15 protein-coding genes are annotated in these 16,710 nt (G+C 35.6%); 4 read left to right on the plus strand and 11 right to left on the minus strand.

Annotated elements, in window-relative coordinates; translation table 11 throughout:
- Window positions 1-291: 291 nt before the first annotated feature.
- The 3 genes from ACZZZI_RS05620 to ACZZZI_RS05630 are packed head-to-tail and all read right to left on the minus strand — an operon-like array spanning window position 292 to window position 4,284.
- Window positions 292-1,887, minus strand: a complete 1,596-nt coding sequence (locus ACZZZI_RS05620) for an MFS transporter (protein WP_463488900.1) — start codon at window positions 1,885-1,887, stop codon at window positions 292-294.
- A complete protein-coding gene (locus ACZZZI_RS05625) occupies window positions 1,880-2,947 on the minus strand; it encodes an HlyD family secretion protein (protein ID WP_463488901.1) in 1,068 nt (355 codons plus the stop codon). The genes ACZZZI_RS05620 and ACZZZI_RS05625 overlap by 8 nt, the downstream gene beginning before the upstream one ends.
- A 2-nt stretch (window positions 2,948-2,949) precedes the next feature.
- Window positions 2,950-4,284: a TolC family protein gene (locus ACZZZI_RS05630; RefSeq protein WP_316763427.1), complete on the minus strand. Its 1,335-nt coding sequence runs from the start codon at window positions 4,282-4,284 to the stop codon at window positions 2,950-2,952.
- A gap of 85 nt (window positions 4,285-4,369) precedes the next feature.
- On the opposite strand from ACZZZI_RS05630, the gene ACZZZI_RS05635 reads away from it, so the two are divergent.
- Window positions 4,370-5,197: a helix-turn-helix domain-containing protein gene (locus ACZZZI_RS05635; protein ID WP_316763430.1), complete on the plus strand. Its 828-nt coding sequence runs from the start codon at window positions 4,370-4,372 to the stop codon at window positions 5,195-5,197.
- Here the strand turns inward: ACZZZI_RS05635 and ACZZZI_RS05640 are convergent.
- The 3 genes from ACZZZI_RS05640 to ACZZZI_RS05650 form a co-directional block, all read right to left on the minus strand.
- The gene (locus tag ACZZZI_RS05640; RefSeq protein ID WP_344765916.1) at window positions 5,194-5,427 is read right to left on the minus strand and encodes a cytochrome b5 domain-containing protein; all 234 of its coding nucleotides are present in this window, start codon (window positions 5,425-5,427) and stop codon (window positions 5,194-5,196) included. The two genes, ACZZZI_RS05635 and ACZZZI_RS05640, sit on opposite strands and share 4 nt — an antisense overlap.
- Before the next feature lie 286 nt (window positions 5,428-5,713).
- A complete protein-coding gene (locus ACZZZI_RS05645; RefSeq protein ID WP_463488902.1) occupies window positions 5,714-6,397 on the minus strand; it encodes a lycopene cyclase domain-containing protein in 684 nt (227 codons plus the stop codon).
- Window positions 6,398-6,928 carry a hypothetical protein gene (locus ACZZZI_RS05650; protein WP_344765914.1) on the minus strand — a complete coding sequence of 177 codons (531 nt, stop codon included), beginning with the start codon at window positions 6,926-6,928 and terminating at the stop codon, window positions 6,398-6,400.
- Window positions 6,929-7,081: 153 nt separating this feature from the next.
- On the opposite strand from ACZZZI_RS05650, the gene ACZZZI_RS05655 reads away from it, so the two are divergent.
- Entirely contained in the window at window positions 7,082-8,563 is a 1,482-nt protein-coding gene (locus tag ACZZZI_RS05655) for a phytoene desaturase family protein (protein WP_463488903.1), read from the plus strand.
- A gap of 328 nt (window positions 8,564-8,891) precedes the next feature.
- Here the strand turns inward: ACZZZI_RS05655 and ACZZZI_RS05660 are convergent, their stop codons facing one another.
- The 4 genes from ACZZZI_RS05660 to ACZZZI_RS05675 all read right to left on the minus strand — a co-directional run bounded on the left by ACZZZI_RS05660 (window position 8,892) and on the right by ACZZZI_RS05675 (window position 13,838).
- Entirely contained in the window at window positions 8,892-9,368 is a 477-nt protein-coding gene (locus tag ACZZZI_RS05660) for an acyl-CoA thioesterase (protein WP_316763444.1), read from the minus strand.
- 369 nt (window positions 9,369-9,737) lie between these two features.
- Complete coding sequence (locus ACZZZI_RS05665) at window positions 9,738-11,828, minus strand: glycoside hydrolase family 97 protein (RefSeq protein ID WP_463488904.1); 2,091 nt, start codon at window positions 11,826-11,828, stop codon at window positions 9,738-9,740.
- A 289-nt stretch (window positions 11,829-12,117) separates the two neighbouring features.
- A complete protein-coding gene (locus ACZZZI_RS05670; RefSeq protein ID WP_463488905.1) occupies window positions 12,118-13,371 on the minus strand; it encodes a DUF2130 domain-containing protein in 1,254 nt (417 codons plus the stop codon).
- An 86-nt stretch (window positions 13,372-13,457) separates the two neighbouring features.
- Entirely contained in the window at window positions 13,458-13,838 is a 381-nt protein-coding gene (locus ACZZZI_RS05675; RefSeq protein ID WP_316763451.1) for an OsmC family protein, read from the minus strand.
- Window positions 13,839-14,333: 495 nt separating this feature from the next.
- On the opposite strand from ACZZZI_RS05675, the gene ACZZZI_RS05680 reads away from it, so the two are divergent.
- Both ACZZZI_RS05680 and ACZZZI_RS05685 read left to right on the plus strand, forming a co-directional pair.
- Window positions 14,334-14,699, plus strand: a complete 366-nt coding sequence (locus ACZZZI_RS05680; protein ID WP_424057832.1) for a YtxH domain-containing protein — start codon at window positions 14,334-14,336, stop codon at window positions 14,697-14,699.
- 47 nt (window positions 14,700-14,746) lie between these two features.
- A complete protein-coding gene (locus ACZZZI_RS05685) occupies window positions 14,747-15,490 on the plus strand; it encodes a YdcF family protein (RefSeq protein ID WP_463488906.1) in 744 nt (247 codons plus the stop codon).
- A 79-nt stretch (window positions 15,491-15,569) separates the two neighbouring features.
- Here ACZZZI_RS05685 and obgE read toward each other — a convergent pair whose 3' ends face one another.
- Complete coding sequence (gene obgE, locus ACZZZI_RS05690) at window positions 15,570-16,565, minus strand: GTPase ObgE (RefSeq protein ID WP_424057830.1); 996 nt, start codon at window positions 16,563-16,565, stop codon at window positions 15,570-15,572.
- Window positions 16,566-16,710: the final 145 nt, after the last annotated feature.

Consider the following 16,710-nt stretch of genomic DNA (forward strand, 5'->3'; position numbering starts at 1 on the left):
TTAAGTTTATAAAACTTATAACATTTAGTTGCTTATGACAAAAACCTCTACATCAAAAACAAATGTAAATTTACCTACCCAAAACATGTTTCATTCAACAACTGATAATGAATCTGATGCGGAAATCGACTTATTTTATGATCAAATCAAAGGTAAGTTAGATCGATTGATTAAAAATCCTTCGGATGATACAATCAAAAGGATTTTAGCGTACAGCAAATCAAAGTAAATTACATGAGCAAAAAAGCTGCCCTTATTATATAAGAGGCAGCTTTTTTTTTAAAAAGCAACTTAAAAACCTACCGCAGCAGGTTGTTTACCTCTCAAATTAATTGCCGTCCTACTAATTACTGGCTGCAAAGTGATTAATAAAATTGTCGCTAAGCATAATATGGCAATCCATTCGTAATAACTTACACAAAATTGCAAAAAAGCTTGTTTCTGAACGGCTCTACTTAATAGACCAACTGCCGCTTTTCCAGCTTCATCGCTTGGCATCCCCTTGGAGGTTAATATGCCTTGATACAATTTTAATCTTTCGGGTAAGTTAAAATCAAGAATAGAAAGATTGCTTCTCAAATCATCATAATGAACCCCCTTGAAATACAATTGATAAAAATTGACGGAAGCCAAGCTCAAACTAAAGGTAGCAAAACGAACAAAAATTCCTACAGAAGCAGCCGACTGGCTCATAGCATCTGGAACTGAAGACATAATAAACATTACGACAGGAGACATGAGCATACCTGCGCCAACGCCCTGCAAAAATAACGGTAAATAGAAATTAGTTGTGCCTGCTTCATTCGCAAAAAGTAAACACATCCAAAAGAAAAATGAAGACAACAGCAGAAAACCCGCTATCCATAAAATTCTTAAATGTTTTTGCCTGATTAAGAATTTAATTGCAATCAATGACCCCGTAATAACGCCTGCTACATTGAAAATCATAATTTCATTGGCATGAAGGGAATCCATCCCTAAAACCATAACAAAATACGAAGATGTTAAACTAAAAGCGCCACGAATAATGTATAAAACAACCAGAAATACAATTCCAATGATAAAATTTCGGTATTTAAAAACGGATAGATTAACTGCAGGTCTTTTTAAAGTAAGTTGTCTAAGTATCGAGACTATAGATAAAAATACTATAGACGAGATTGAATAAAGAATACTTGAATCATCCATCCAATCTTTCTGCTGCCCATAAATTAATACATAAGCGATAAGGACTAACATGGTAGAAAAAAGGACAAAACTCATCCAATCTATCTTATAAAGTGGCGTTTTGCGCATGGCATGGCTACGGTTCATTATTGTAAAAAGTAACACGGCACTTGGTAAGAAACAAAATATAATGGCTTTATAAACAACATTGTATTCATAATTCTCTACTAATGGAGCTGAAAAAAGTGCAGTTACAGGCGATACGCAAAGTATCATTCCATAAAATATAGTGTAGCCTGTTTCTTTAGCATGTTCTGATTTTAACCTACTAAACAATAAATTAAGAGAAATACTTGTTAAACCGCAATTCACAATCCCTTGTAAAAAGCGGAGAGCGAAAATCAACCACATATTGCGGGTTTTGAAGCACCAGTATGCTGTTATAATTTCGAGAATTATACAGATTAAGAGGTAATCTTTAGTTACTACACGTGAGAAAAATCTTCGTTCTACAACAGCAAAACTTGCAACAGCAGCGTAAAACATCAGCATAGAAAATTGAATGTCTGCAGGTCCTGCTCCGTAATACCCTGCGGCGGCAGTTCCGTCGGCTGTAGACAAAGCAAAAAGTAAAACAGATGACAATAGCACCATAAAAATACTGGTAACAATTAACCATTCGGGTACTTTAACTTTAAATATGGATAAACTATTAATCATTCTGACCTTCTCTTTTAACCTTAACACTTACGCTCATGCCTGCAGTTAATAAATCTAAATCTTTATCATTCTTGTTTAAAAGAATACGAACTGGTATTCGCTGAGCAATTTTTACAAAATTCCCAGTAGAATTATCTGGAGGTAATAAAGAAAATCTTGAACCTGTAGCTCCTGAAAGTGATTCGATTTTACCTGCAAAAATTTGATTCGGAAATGCATCTACCTCAACATTTACGGTTTCGCCAACATGCATTTTAGCAATTTGTGTTTCTTTAAAATTTGCCACAACCCATTTCCCTGCACTCCTATCAACTAAATACGCTAAGGTTTGTCCATTTTGAACCAATTGGCCTGCTTGTATCGTTCTTCTGCCCATTTTCCCATTGTAAGGTGCTACAATAACCGTATACGATGTATTTAAGGTATTCCTTTTCACCACAGCTTCCCTCCTTTTTATTTCAGATAAAAGCACATGACTTTGTGCCTTAATATCGTTAGTTTTAGAAATTGCTGTAACGTAATCTTCTTTCGCTGCTTGGTATTCTGCTTCCGCTACCTGCCACACGCTTTCAATAGTTTCTAACTGTTGCCTAGTTGCCGATTCTGCATCAAATAGTTTTTTATAACGCTTATACTCGGTTAGTGCTTTCCAAAGCTTTGCTTTGGCGGCAACAATTTTTACATTTGCAACCGAAGCTACACTTTGAGCCGTTCTTACATTACCTTGCTGAACAGAAATTTGCGCTTTAGCATTCAATAATGATGCAGATGCTTCATCTTGTTGCACAGTATAATCGTCATCATCAATTAGAACAAGTGTATCACCCTTTCTTACTTCCTGATTTTCTTCAAACCTAACTTCTTTAATGTAACCGCTTACTCTTGCCGCAACTGGATTAATATATTCGTCTATCTGTGCGTCGTTTGTTTCTTCATATTTCAAGTAACCGAACAATGTTTTACCTGCCCAAATTAACAAAACAACGAGTACGACTACAGCAATTACGGTTGTTACTTTACTGATAATTTTATCAGATTTACTTTGTATATGTGTGCTCATTTTTATAAATTTCCTATGGCTTTTTGTAATTGATAATACTGCATTTTAGCATTTACCTTAGCTGTGGTCAGCTCAAATTTAGATTGAAGTAATTGCGTTTCTGCATCGAGTAGATCGGTTAGAAGCGACAATTGATTGAAGTAAGTATTTTGAACAATACGATAACTTTCTGAAGCTTGTTTAATATTTTCTTCAGCCAGATTAATCCGTTGTACCGATTCTCTATATCTAATGTAGTTCTCCTGAACTTCTTGGCGAATGTTATCTTTTACTTCCTCATCTTCCACCTCTTGTTGTTGTAATCTAATTTGCGCTTCTTTAACTTTATGTTGATTGGTGTACCAGCTTGAAATTGGAATTTTCAACTTCAAACCAACCATCCCGTTACTATATAAAGAAAGTGTATAAGGATAAAACTGAATTTGAGGATAAGCAAAAGCATATTCACCAAAAAAGCCCAACGTGGGCAGAATATTCGACTTCACGTTTTTCAACTTTAACCTAGCCAGCTCGTGCTCCTTTTCCGAAATTTGGAGTTTATAAGAAGATCCCTTGGCTGAGTCGAAATAACTATCAATTTCTTTCAATGCAATAGCATCGGTTTCATATTCTGAGATTTGAGGATTTACGAGTTCGTCGTCTTTTCCACCAGTTAAGATATTTAGTTTTTGAGAAGCAATTTTTATACTGTTTTCAATTTCAGTTAACAGCATTTTCTGTTTCGATAAACGCAACTCTACCCTCAAAACATCACTTTTTAAAACCGCTCCGTTTTTGTAGAGCTGATTAATTTCCGCTAGCTGTTTCTCCCGATCTCTAATATCTTGTTCCAGCAATCGTTTGTAAGAAATATTTCGAAAAACATCGTAAAAATAAACCGCGGCTGTGTAATGAATTTCTTGTCTGCTTTGATTTCTTAGCACATTACTTAATTCATATTCTACTTTCGATGCCGCTATTTCGGTATTGGTTTTACCACCGTTATAAATATTTAAATAGGCGTCTGCTCCAGCTTTATAATAAGTGGATACTACTGGAAATTGAGATGGCGTATGAAACAAACCATTTTCGTAAATGGGTAATGGAAAAACGTATGCGTAAGTTCCGCCAGCAGAAATTTCTGGTAACCGTTCCGCCTTGCTCACCTTTAAGTGTGCCTCATTTGCGGCGATGTTAATATTTTGCATTTCAAGTTTTTTGCTATTACTATCAACAAGCGCCCAAACCCGATTAATGGTTAAATTATCATTTTGTATATCTTGCGCATGAGCAAAAACCGTTAATAAAAGAAAAGCCATCCACAGCCATAAATTTCTTTTATACCTTATAAAATTCATATTCATTAATTAATGCTGCAAATTTCGATAGAGATTTGTTTCTTTGTTTTATCTAAACCGACATATATTTATTCAAACCAGCCAAATGATAAAAGTTAGCAATGAAGACCTTTTATTTGCAATCGACGAAAAACCAGAAACTATGTATGTTTGGCATAGTCGGTTCGAAGACCGTTTTAAAGATCATGCTCATTTAAAAGGCCAGCTCACTTACGTAGAAGGTGGAATCATTTTCTTGTACACTAAGGAAAAATCCTACTTTTTACCCGCAAGGCATTACGTTTGGATTCCCGCTGGTGTAGAACATCATTTGCAACACCGCTATCATGCAGCAATTGTTCGTAATATTTACTTCGATACCACAACAGATGAAGAAAACCCATTTTACAAGCAAATTGGAATTTACCCTGTAAACAATTTGCTGTTGGAGATGTTCTTGTTTTCGGAAAGATGGAATGGAAACATCGAGCCCAAAACGAAGGAATACGATTTTTTAAGTACACTAAAAAACATTCTTCCAATTGTAAGCGAGCATCCTTTGCCAATTGCTTTACCAACAACCGAAAACCAAAGATTAAGACCAGCATTAAGACATATTGTAGATCATTTATCAAACGACGCATTAAGCCTGGAAAGCGTAAGCAAAACTATGGGATTTAGCGAACGGACTTTATCTAGGTTATTTCAATCGGCATTAGAAACATCTTTTTTCCAATACCTAAAACTGGCGAGAATGATTAAAGCGATGGAGAAATTATTAGAAACTGATTTAACCATTAGCGAAATTGCTTACGCAGTTGGTTACAACAGTATTTCATCCTTTAGCAATACGTTTTACAAAGTGGTTGGCAAAAGACCATCAGAATTTAAAGAGCTGAAGCAATCTACTTTAACAAAACTTAATACCGTTTAAGCTAAAACGGCAATTGGCACAAATTTTTCAAAAACGGCCTCTGTATGTGGTGCATCAGACAATTCATCAGTTAAATCTTGCCCCGCCCAATGTTCATAGTGCCTGCCATTTCGCCATAAGCGGCTTTCGGTCATATCATAAATAAAACCTTTGTAGGCTACCCAAATCTGCGGTTTATCTTGTCCGTTTCGTAAAGCGAGTTGTTGTTTGGTATAAACTGGTAAATCCATTTAAATTAATATTCTAATGTGATTTTGAAGCGCAATTGTTTTACAAAATAATACGTTACTTCCCGTTTTACGCTTAGCAAACTCTTACCTCGGTACAGCAGGGTAGCGCTACAACCGCTCCTAAATGGCAACTGAGGAAATTTATTTTTACGGTTGGCCTGACGCAAACTTTGTGTTTAAAGCAGACAATAGCGGCAGCCCAAAATTTTTGCTATGAGGGCTATAGCAAATGTCAGGACGGCAAGCGCCAAATTAACCTAACGCTCATTTTCTAATTTTATTAAGCTCATGCTTTTTTAGCAGTCTTACTTTTAAAAAATTCGTACAAATAAATATTCATTAGCAGCAAACTCATTAAATAAAAATGATCTTCAAAAGGAATTGTACCAACTTTAAAGCCTAAAATTTCTTTACTGTTATAAATAACCACAGGAATTGCAGTTAAAAAACCATTAACGATATAAAACGGAATTAACGAAACCAAATATGCTCTATAAAACTTATACATAAATCTAAGTTTATTTACATACTCTACATAAACCAGCACTAAAAACAAGAAACCAAAGTTTATAAGCGTGTACCATCTGTTAAAACCGAAGAATAAAACTGCGATAGAAATGCCCAATATTAAATGACTAAGTGCTAAACTGTATTTTTGTAAATAATTTGATGGAAAATAAGCGTTTAAGCATTCGTAAATAAATATGCAAGCATATGGAACGGTTAGAAAAAATAAAATTTCTTCTAATGGTAAACCAAAAAAGCTTAGTCCAATTAAATAGTCGGGATTGAATGACCAAACATTTAGTTTTACAAAAAGTAAATCCCATACCAAAAAAACCAAGCCTGTAATTAAAATTGCGGGCAAAACAAATCTCCGTTTACTAAAGAAATGCACTTTTTTATCAAAAGATAAAACCAACGGAAAGAATAATACGGCAATGTTGATGAGTAAATAAATATAATTCATTTAAATGTATTTCTTAAAAATCTTAACTTCTTCGTCAGTGCAACGCTCACTGTCTATCATAAATTTGGCAACATTTTTTATCAGAATTTCATCGGCGAGGCCAAAGTTGTTGTTTTGATAATGTTTAACAATTTCTTTTCGATCGGCCGTTAAATCTTTACTAAAACCTAAAAACGATGGGGTAAAATGCTCGATAGAAAAACGCATAAAACGAATTTCCATGTTTTCTTTATCCATGTTAATGGCTTTCTGCATGGTTTTAAGCGAAACCTTTACATATTTAATTTTATTGTAAGGATTCCAGGAGTGCTTAGCTTTAAGCGCTTCCAAAGTACCCGTATATGCGGTTATTAGTGCAGTTTTATTTGGGAGCTTAATTAGTTTTTTATAAAGCGAATCGGTTAGTTTCGAGCTTTCTACTGCTTTAACCAAATTGGTTTTAAGTACCGAAATCTCTTTAGTAGAAAGCTGTGCTTTTACAACACTACTTATTAAAATTAGAAGAAAAAAAATTAGGCTTTTATATTTCATTGATTGGGTAAAGTTAATAAAACATAATTATAGTGCTACAAGGACAGAAATAATCAATCGCCTTTCGGTAGCTAAAAATCCAACTAAACGAAAATGCTGTAAACCACCATTAAAAATTCAAACAAAACCCTTTAAAATTGCTTTATTTACAAAATGAATAAAAAAGCTGATGTGACTGTAATTGGAGCTGGTTTTGCTGGTTTGGCTGCAGCCGCTTTGTTAGCCAAGGATGGTTTCGAGGTTACTGTTCTCGAGAAAAATGAAATGGCAGGAGGAAGAGCCAGAACTTGGGAAAAAGACGGTTTTATTTTTGATATGGGGCCAAGTTGGTATTGGATGCCAGACGTTTTTGAAAACTATTTTAAGCTTTTTGGCAAAACGACTTCCGATTTCTATGAACTTAAACGACTTAGCCCATCGTACAGGATATACTTTGGTAAAGATGATGTTTTAGATGTTCCAGCAACTTTAGATGCTCTGAATAGTTTATTCGAAACTCTTGAACCAGGCAGCAGTAAAAATTTAGAACTTTTTCTCGCTCAAGCTAAATACAAATATGATGTAGGCATGAACGAATATGTTTTTAAGCCTTCGCATAGCGTTATGGAATATTTCGACCCAAGGCTGGCCATTAGTGGAATTAAATTACAACTGCTTGGCAACATGCGCAAACATGTTCATACCCTATTTAAGAATGATAAACTTAGAAAACTCTTAGAGTTTCCAGTTCTATTTTTAGGCGCCACACCACAAAACACACCAGCATTATATAGTTTAATGAACTATGCCGACTTGGTTTTAGGCACCTGGTACCCAATTGGTGGCATGCATAAAATTGTTTCTGCCATGAAAATTATTGCCGAAGAACAAGGTGTAAATTTTCATTTCAATACAGAGGTGCAAAAAATTGAAGTAAGAAATCATATTGCCGAAGAAATTGTAACGAATAAGGGAACTTTTAAAACCAATTTTATTGTCGGAAATGCCGATTATAATCACATAGAACAACATCTTTTAAGTCAAAATAATAGAAACTACAGTGAAGATTATTGGGATAAAAGAACAATGGCACCTTCTTGCCTTTTGTTCTACATAGGTTTAAATAAAAAGCTTGCTAATATCCTTCATCATAATTTATTTTTTGACGAAAACTTTGATGAGCACGCCGAAGAAATTTATACGGAAGCAAAATGGCCATCGAAACCATTATTTTATGCTTGTTGTCCTTCGATTACAGATCGACAGGTTGCGCCTGAGGGCTGTGAAAATTTATTTTTTTTGATTCCGATTGCACCTGGATTGAAAGACAGCGAAACCAAAAGAGAAGAATACTTTAATTTGCTGATTAACCGATTTAAAGATTTAACAGGTAACGATATTAGCGATGCAATTTTGTTTAAAAGAAGCTATGCTATGAATGATTTTATTGAAGACTACCATGCCTTTAAAGGAAACGCCTATGGATTAGCTAACACGCTGAAACAGACGGCTTTTTTGAAACCTAAAATGAAAAGCAAAGTAAAAAATATTTTTTTTACAGGCCAATTAACGGTTCCAGGCCCTGGCGTACCGCCTGCAATCATCTCTGGACAGGTGGTAGCAAAAGAAATAAAAAAAAAGTTAAAAAAAGCTTGACAAATTTAAAATTTCCCTTATCTTTATAACCACAAAACAAAAACACTGCAAAACATAGTTAAAACACATTATTAACTGAGGTTTGCATTTGTTTCGAAATTAGAGAGAAGGCAGATTGTTGAAATAAAAAATAAGAATCAACTAACCAAATATATGATAAGCAAAAAGGCCAGGAATTTTTTCCGGGCCTTTTGCTTTTTATAACCTCTTCTTTTTTACTAAATATTTAACTTTGTTAAGTTGAAGGTGAATTTTTCACCTGGATAACTCTTTTTAGTAAATTCGACCCAACAGCAGCAGGGCTTAATTAACTCTTGGAATTTGTATTTTAAACGATGTAAGGTTCCATTTCTTTATCGATGCTTTTTCGAAGTTCCATTAGTTTTATCGCATAACCATGCATCGCGTTTTCTTTTTCTGTTTTGGGAGTGAAAGATGGAATTGTTTTAGGCTGTCCGTTTTCATCAACAGCTACAAAAACTATTATGCAGTGGGTATTTTTAACAAATTCTGACTGACCAACAGGCTTTGAAAAGGCATCGACAGCAATATGCATACTGGTTTTTCCTGTATAAATTATGCGAGCCTCCATTTTAACCAAATGACCGATGTGAACTGGATGAAAAAATCTAATTCCACCCACATAAACCGTTACACAATAAGAGTCGCTCCATTGTAAAGCGCAGGCAAAAGCAGCTTGATCAATCCACTTCATCATCATTCCACCATGCACTTTTCCTCCATAATTTACATCAGATGGTTCGCTTAAAAACTGTAATTCGATGTGATTTTTTTTTCTGGCCATGATTATAATTTTGAATTATTAACCGCAAAGTACAAAAAGTGAAAACGCAAAGAAAGCGAAGATGGATTTTTTAGATAAAACTCTACCACTATTACTACCATGCACGTCATTGCGAGTCACGAAGCAATCCTAACACGGTAGCTATTGAAACTTTTTGGTTTTAAGATTGCTTCGTGCTTTCGCAATAACGAAACATCTATAATAAATCATAGAGGAAATCATAAATCGGCTGAAATCAGCGAAATCTTTGGGAGCATTTTTTTTAAAAATCATCATTAAAACAAAAAAGTCGACCCATTAGGAACGACTTGAAATAAACTTATAAGTTTCGCGAAGAACTTTAGGCTCTTTGCGTTTAAATCAGTAAACTTATTTCGCCATTATACTTATTGCATAACCACCACCTGGAGCACAATTCAATGTTAATTTCGTTTTATTGGTTACTTCCATTTTACGAATGGTATAAGCTTTTGGATTCGTTTCGTAATGCGCATCCTTTGCGTCAGCATAAATGGTTGCTGTATATTTTTTACCAGCATCTAAAAAGCTAAAATCAATCTTCGAAGTACGGGCAACCTCATCATTCGTTCTACCAACAAACCAATCGTTTTTGCCTTTTGCTTTACGGGCAAAAGTGATGTAATCGCCAGGTTCTGCTTCTAAAACTTTAGTATCATCCCAATCGACCGCTACATCTTTAATAAATTGGAAGGCATCCATATATTTATTATAGGTTTCTGGTAAATCGGCAGCCATTTGCAATGGACTATACATGGTAACATATAGCGCCAACTGACGGGCAATTGTAGTATGTACGAATGAATTATTTTCTGGATTATATGCACTTACTTTGGTTTCGAAAATACCTGGCGTATAATCCATCGGACCGCCAATTAAACGCGTGAAAGGTAAAATGGTCGTATGGTCGGCATTATTACCACCAAAAGCTTCGTATTCTGTTCCACGGGCCGATTCGTTTCCAATTAAGTTAGGATAAGTACGGGCCAAACCAGTAGGGCGAACCGCCTCATGGGCGTTAACCATAATTTTATATTCTGCAGCTTTTTCAATCGCATACAAATAATGATTGTTTAACCATTGACCATAATGATGTTCGCCACGAGGAATCATATTGCCCACGTAACCACTTTTCACAGCATCGTAACCGTTTGCTTTCATAAATTTGTAAGCGGTATCTAAGTGTCTTTCATAATTACGAACCGATGAAGAAGTTTCGTGGTGCATAATCATTTTAATGTTTTTGCTTGCCGCATAGCGATGTAATTCTTTCACATCAAAATCAGGATATGGTGTTACAAAATCGAAAACATAATCTTTCGTCTTACCAAACCAATCTTCCCAACCTTCATTCCAACCTTCAACTAAAACAGCATCTAAACCATTTTTAGCAGCAAAATCTATATATTCTTTTACATGAGCAGTATTTGCGGCATGTTTTCCATTAGGTTTAGTTTTCGAATAATCGGTTATACCCAATTGAACACTGGTTAAATCGTTATAAGCCCAGGTGCTTTTGCCTGTAATCATTTCCCACCAAACGCCAACATATTTCGTCGGCTTAATCCATGATACATCTTTAAATTTTGTAGGTTCGTTTAAGTTGTATGTTAATTTCGAGGTTAAAATATCGCCTGCCTTATCACTTACAATAATTGTTCTCCAAGGCGTTAAACAAGGCGCTTGCATATAACCTTTATCTCCTACCGCATCTGGCGTTAACCACGATTCTAAAACCATGTTTTTATCATCCAAATTTAACGACATTAAAGAATAGTTAATTAATGCTGCCTCGTGGATATTGATATACAAACCATCTTTACTTTTCATCATTAAAGGCGTTTGTAAACCCGTTGGCGAAAATGTAGTTTGCGATGCATTTGGTGTAACCGCATCTTTCATTTTACCACGAACTTCTGATAAGTTAGAAGTTACGGTGCTATATTCCTGCGTATCATAATCGCCAGGTAACCAAAAAGCTTTATGGTCGCCAGCTAACGCGAATTGTGTTTTTTCTTCTTTAATTACGAAATAATCAAGATTTTTCTGTTCTGGAAATTCATATCTGAAACCCAAACCATCGTTAAATAAACGCAAACGAACAATAATGAAACGATTGGTTTCCTTTTGCGTTAAAGTAACAGCCAACTCATTGTAATGATTTACAATTTGCTTTACCTCGCCCCAAACAGGTTTCCAGGTTTCGTTAAATGTGCTGGTTTTGGCATCGCTTATTGTAAAACCATTGGTTAAGTTTTTACCATCCTTAAGCTCCAAACCAAGCTTACTCGTTTTAATAACATCCTTGCCCTTGTACTTTAAGCTATAAGTTGGTACACCACCATCTGCTAAAGAAAAATTTGCAACCAAATTTGCATCAGGCGATTTTAATTCCTGAGCGGAAACGTTCCCGAAAAATAGCAAAAGGCAAATTAATGCCATAAATTTTGAGAGGTTAAAGGGTTTGTTGTTTAGGTTTTTATTCACTTTATATAATTTATTTTATAATTCTGTTTCATTTATCGCCATGCCGAATTTAGCTCGGCAACTATTTTATATTAATTTGTTGTCATTCTGAACGCAGTGGAAGAATCCCTAACCTAAAAGCCTTGAATAAAATTAATCCACTTTTTTGATTTACTATCTCTAAAAGCCAGCCTTCTATTTCATCAGATTTACTTCGCAGCTATTACACGATCTTCACTCCGTTAAGCACGACATACTTTTCCAGTTAATCCAATAACAATGTATCATCCTCATCATCAGTCAAACTTAACTGAATACTATCGCTACCTGCAATACCCTCAATCGAGCCACGAATATGTGTTGCGTTTAACAAAACTTTTTCCAGCTGTTTTTCGCGGGCTTTCCACAAACGCTCCATTGCATCACGTTCGCGTTGGATGGATAATTTCATACTCATAAAACCCTCGCGAATAGCTTTCCATTGCTCAGAAAATTCTACTCCTGTTAAGTAATCATAAAGCATGTGCATTTTATCGCCACGATTTTCTTGAGATTTCATTGCTGTAGATAAACGCAAAATTCCGTCTCTCAATACATAAGCAACTGCATTCACTTCTTCGAAAGAGCAAATCCAAACACCATCCTTTTGACCGAAACAATCCATTCCTTTCGGGTAACATTGACTCACGATTACCGCTACATCAACGCCCATACTACGCATATCCTTTTTCAGCTTTTCAATCCAATCGCCTCCGAAATCTTTGGTGCGCTTACTTTCATAAATAATTTTGCCACACTCCTGTCCGAATTGGTTACGCACAACTTGTACACAATCGGCTCCGCGAACACCTTTCCCAACCTCTTCTATTAAATCGAATGGAAAATTACTACGCAGTAATTCCTCCAAAATCAACTCCTGTACTTCGCCCTGCAATTGCATACTGCCTTGCTCCGCTTTGCGTTTCATTTCTTCTGCCAGTTTTTTCTGGTCGTCGAGTTGTTTTTCAAGTTCTCTTAAACGCAACTGATGCTCGGTATCTTTAATGCTATTTTTCTCGGCTTCTTGTTTACGAATTTGCTCCACCAACTCGTTGCGTTGTTCTTGCATTTTACGTTGGAAAGCCAATTCCATTTCTTCCTCTTTTAGCTTCAAACCTTGCTCACGACGCAAAAACTCCAATTCCTTTTCGCGGGCAAGTTTTAGTTTCTCTTCGTTTTCTTTTGCATTGCCTTCCAACATTTGCAATTTGGTTTCAAAATCCGACGCGATACTTTTACGTAGGTTTTCTTCCAAATCCCCTTTTAGTTTATTCTTTTCTTCCACCAATTTAGCGTCGAAAACTTTTTGTTGTTGCTGTTTATCTGTCTCAAAAACCTGAAGTTTACGTTGGTATTCTTCATCTTTTTGTCTGGCATAAGCCACCGCTTTCTCTCTCAGCTCTTTCTTATAATCTTCGGCCATTGCTTCTTCCATCGGAAAAACATGAGCACAGTTTGGACATTTAATTTCGGTAGCCATAAATAATTTTTTACTTCACAAAATTGAAGAGTTACAAAGATATTAAAGCTTTTAAGGAAATGGTAAACGAGTTTTGCACCATTTTACTATAACACTTTCGACCGAACCTCGTTACCCGCCGTAAGAATTTTACTCACTGGGCATTTCGTCGCAATATCTTCCAGTCTCTGTTTTTGCTCTTCGGTTAAATCGCCTGTACAAGTAATCTCTTCGAGGAAAATGTTTTGCGCATTTTCGATGCCCATATTTACCTCCACTTCAATTTTATCAACCGCCCAACCCTTTCTATCCACATACATGCGCAGCGTAATGGCCACACAAGATGCAAGCGAAGCCATAAGCAAGCCTTTTGGCGCAAAACCTTTATGCGTTCCACCTAATTCTACAGGCTCATCTACTATAACTTCATGAGCGCCATTTGTAACCGAACAAGCATAATGTTCTTTATTTATCGTTGCTTTTACCATTGTTTATTAAAATTTGAAATCAAATATTGGTTTTATTTTAAACATTAAGATAATAATTTATTGAAAATGAAAGGTTCTGTTTATTTGGAGGTTTGCAGTCCTGCTTACCATTACAAGTCCGCACTCGTACCTCGCTTGCGTGCTTTTCATTAAAATCAGATTTATAAACAATGGGTTAAGCACCCTGTAAACCGCCAAAATAAAAATCTGCCTCTGCTTTTTAGCCCCGATTGAAGTGAAAATACTTTTTGGTGCAGTAACCGTAAATATGATGTAATGCGCAGGCACAAAGCATTTGCAACAAATGAAATAGAGGCTTCGTGTATCAGCATGACAGAAGTTTGAAAAGATTGAAACGAAGAGCGGGACTGATTTTAATAGATGTTGTGCATTTACGCTTCAGCAAATAATCCTTTAAAGATTATGAAATTGTCATTCATTTAAAAATAACGAAACATTATTAAATGGCATTTGTTCTTTTTAAAATATATTGCTATGAAATACAGAAAGTTAATCGGAAAATACTTAGCGCACAAATCTCATAATAACGCACAAATTGCCATTGCTTTAGTTGCAGGCTTAGCGGCTGGAGCCGTTATCAGTGTATTATTTGCACCAGATAGTGGTGCTGGAACTCGTGGAAAAATTGCAGGTGGAGCAAGAAATCTTCGTTTTGGTTTTCAGGATAAATATAACCTGTTAAAAGAAAAAGTATTTGGCGTTGAGGCCATTGAAGAAGATATTGTAGAGCATGAGGTGCCTCATTTTAAGCATAAAGTACAAAAGAAACGTAAATCGGATGTGCAAGATATTTTAGAACATGCGCACGATAATGGACAAGTGCAAGAAGGACAAGGATAATTGACAATTAGCGGATTTTGACATACATTTGAGTTTATTTAAGCTGAATGACGTTCATTATCTCCAAGATCTTAATTTTTATCCTCCAGCCTATAATCTGGGTTTTCGTAATACTTTTATTTGCGATTTTTTCTAAAAAGCATGAGCGAAGAAAGAAATTACTAATACTCGCGATATCATTGCTATTTATTTTTTCAAATCGCTTTTTGGTTGGTAAAGCTTACAATTTTTACGAAGCTTCTTATCCCACCAACAAGAAATACGACATTGGTATCTTATTGGGCGGTTTTTCAAAATCAACACAAGGTGGTAAGTTGGCTGTGAATGAGCGTGGGGATAGGCTTATTCAGACCATTAACTTATTAAAAAGTGGCATTATCAAGAAGATTTTAGTTAGTGGCGGTTCAGGTAAACTTATCGGAAAAGAGTTAATAGAGGCTGACTTAACTTTAACTTATTTGAAAAGTTTAGGTATTCCAGATTCATTAATTCTAACTGAAAACAGGAGTAAAAACACGATAGAAAATGCAAAATATAGTGCAGAGCTGGTAAACAAAACGCAGCCCAAAGCTTCTATCCTAGTAGTTACCAGTGCATGGCATATTCCCCGTTCTAGAATGATATTTGACAAAGCTTTTAAAAGAAAACTGGATTACTACCCAACAGACTATATTGGCAAAGAAAACTACGATATATCTGATTACTACTTACCAGATGCTGGTTCTTTAGGCTATTGGCAATATATTTTAAAAGAATGGGTAGGTTATGTTGTAGATGGAATAAGATCTTAATAATTGAATAAAATGATTAACTGTGCAAGCAAATTTCAGCTAAACTGCTTCTTACTTGCCCAATTTTTCACCTTTCAACTTAAGATTCAATTGCTTTCCAAAGCATATCCTTCAATTCTAAAATATTCTTTTCGGCAACTGATGATATAAATATGGATGGCACACTTGGCAAATCCTGTTTCATTTCTGCCATTAATTCTTCATCTAACATATCCGATTTGGTAATAGCTAAAACATGTGGTTTTTGCATTAATTCGGGATTGTAAGATTCTAATTCCTTTTTAAGGATTTCATACTCTTCTTTTATCGAACGGCTCGTATCTGCAGGAACCATAAATAACAATACAGAATTACGCTCAATGTGGCGTAAGAAACGATAACCTAAACCTTTTCCTTTAGAAGCACCTTCGATTATGCCTGGAATATCGGCCATTACGAACGACTTACCACCACGATAACTTACTATACCCAAATTAGGAACAATTGTGGTAAAAGGATAATCGGCAATTTCTGGTTTAGCAGCCGAAACTACTGAAAGCAAGGTAGATTTACCTGCATTCGGGAAACCAACCAAACCTACATCAGCCAAAACTTTAAGTTCCAGAACGTTCCAAACTTCTTGTCCTTGTTCGCCAGGTTGTGCAAAACGTGGTGTTTGCTGAACGGAGTTTTTAAAGTGTGCATTACCCAAACCGCCACGGCCACCAGCCGTTAAAATCTTAGTTTCGCCATCTTTTGTAATTTCGAAAAGAACTTCTCCAGTTTCAGCATCTTTAGCAATAGTTCCCAACGGAACTTCTAAAATTTCGTCTTTACCTTGTCGGCCGAATTTGTGTGAACTTCCTCCCGCCAAACCATCTTCAGCAATAATATGCTTACGGTATTTAAGGTGTAATAATGTCCAGATGTTGCTACTACCTTTAACGATAATGTGGCCGCCACGACCGCCATCACCACCATCAGGCCCACCCATAGATGTTAAAATATCACGATGCAAATGTGCAGAACCTGCCCCGCCCTTACCAGAACGGCAACAAATTTTTACATAATCTACGAAATTCGAACCCTGTGACATATTATTTACGATTTTAGATTGACGATTTAGATTAAAAAAAATCGACGATGAATTCTTATTGTATCTACTATTAACGATTTTAGATTACAAAAATCGCTAAAAAACAAACATCCGCAAAAAACAACTAATGCCTTTTTTGCGGATG

This window comes from Pedobacter sp. AC190 (genome assembly GCF_979258025.1).

Coding starts and splice junctions, on each gene's coding strand:
- ACZZZI_RS05620 (WP_463488900.1), bottom strand. CDS start 1,887: ATGATTAATAGTTTATCCATATTTAAAGTTAAAGTACCCGAATGGTTA.
- ACZZZI_RS05625 (WP_463488901.1), bottom strand. CDS start 2,947: ATGAGCACACATATACAAAGTAAATCTGATAAAATTATCAGTAAAGTA.
- ACZZZI_RS05630 (WP_316763427.1), bottom strand. CDS start 4,284: ATGAATTTTATAAGGTATAAAAGAAATTTATGGCTGTGGATGGCTTTT.
- ACZZZI_RS05635 (WP_316763430.1), top strand. CDS start 4,370: ATGATAAAAGTTAGCAATGAAGACCTTTTATTTGCAATCGACGAAAAA.
- ACZZZI_RS05640 (WP_344765916.1), bottom strand. CDS start 5,427: ATGGATTTACCAGTTTATACCAAACAACAACTCGCTTTACGAAACGGA.
- ACZZZI_RS05645 (WP_463488902.1), bottom strand. CDS start 6,397: ATGAATTATATTTATTTACTCATCAACATTGCCGTATTATTCTTTCCG.
- ACZZZI_RS05650 (WP_344765914.1), bottom strand. CDS start 6,928: ATGAAATATAAAAGCCTAATTTTTTTTCTTCTAATTTTAATAAGTAGT.
- ACZZZI_RS05655 (WP_463488903.1), top strand. CDS start 7,082: ATGAATAAAAAAGCTGATGTGACTGTAATTGGAGCTGGTTTTGCTGGT.
- ACZZZI_RS05660 (WP_316763444.1), bottom strand. CDS start 9,368: ATGGCCAGAAAAAAAAATCACATCGAATTACAGTTTTTAAGCGAACCA.
- ACZZZI_RS05665 (WP_463488904.1), bottom strand. CDS start 11,828: ATGGCATTAATTTGCCTTTTGCTATTTTTCGGGAACGTTTCCGCTCAG.
- ACZZZI_RS05670 (WP_463488905.1), bottom strand. CDS start 13,371: ATGGCTACCGAAATTAAATGTCCAAACTGTGCTCATGTTTTTCCGATG.
- ACZZZI_RS05675 (WP_316763451.1), bottom strand. CDS start 13,838: ATGGTAAAAGCAACGATAAATAAAGAACATTATGCTTGTTCGGTTACA.
- ACZZZI_RS05680 (WP_424057832.1), top strand. CDS start 14,334: ATGAAATACAGAAAGTTAATCGGAAAATACTTAGCGCACAAATCTCAT.
- ACZZZI_RS05685 (WP_463488906.1), top strand. CDS start 14,747: ATGACGTTCATTATCTCCAAGATCTTAATTTTTATCCTCCAGCCTATA.
- obgE (WP_424057830.1), bottom strand. CDS start 16,565: ATGTCACAGGGTTCGAATTTCGTAGATTATGTAAAAATTTGTTGCCGT.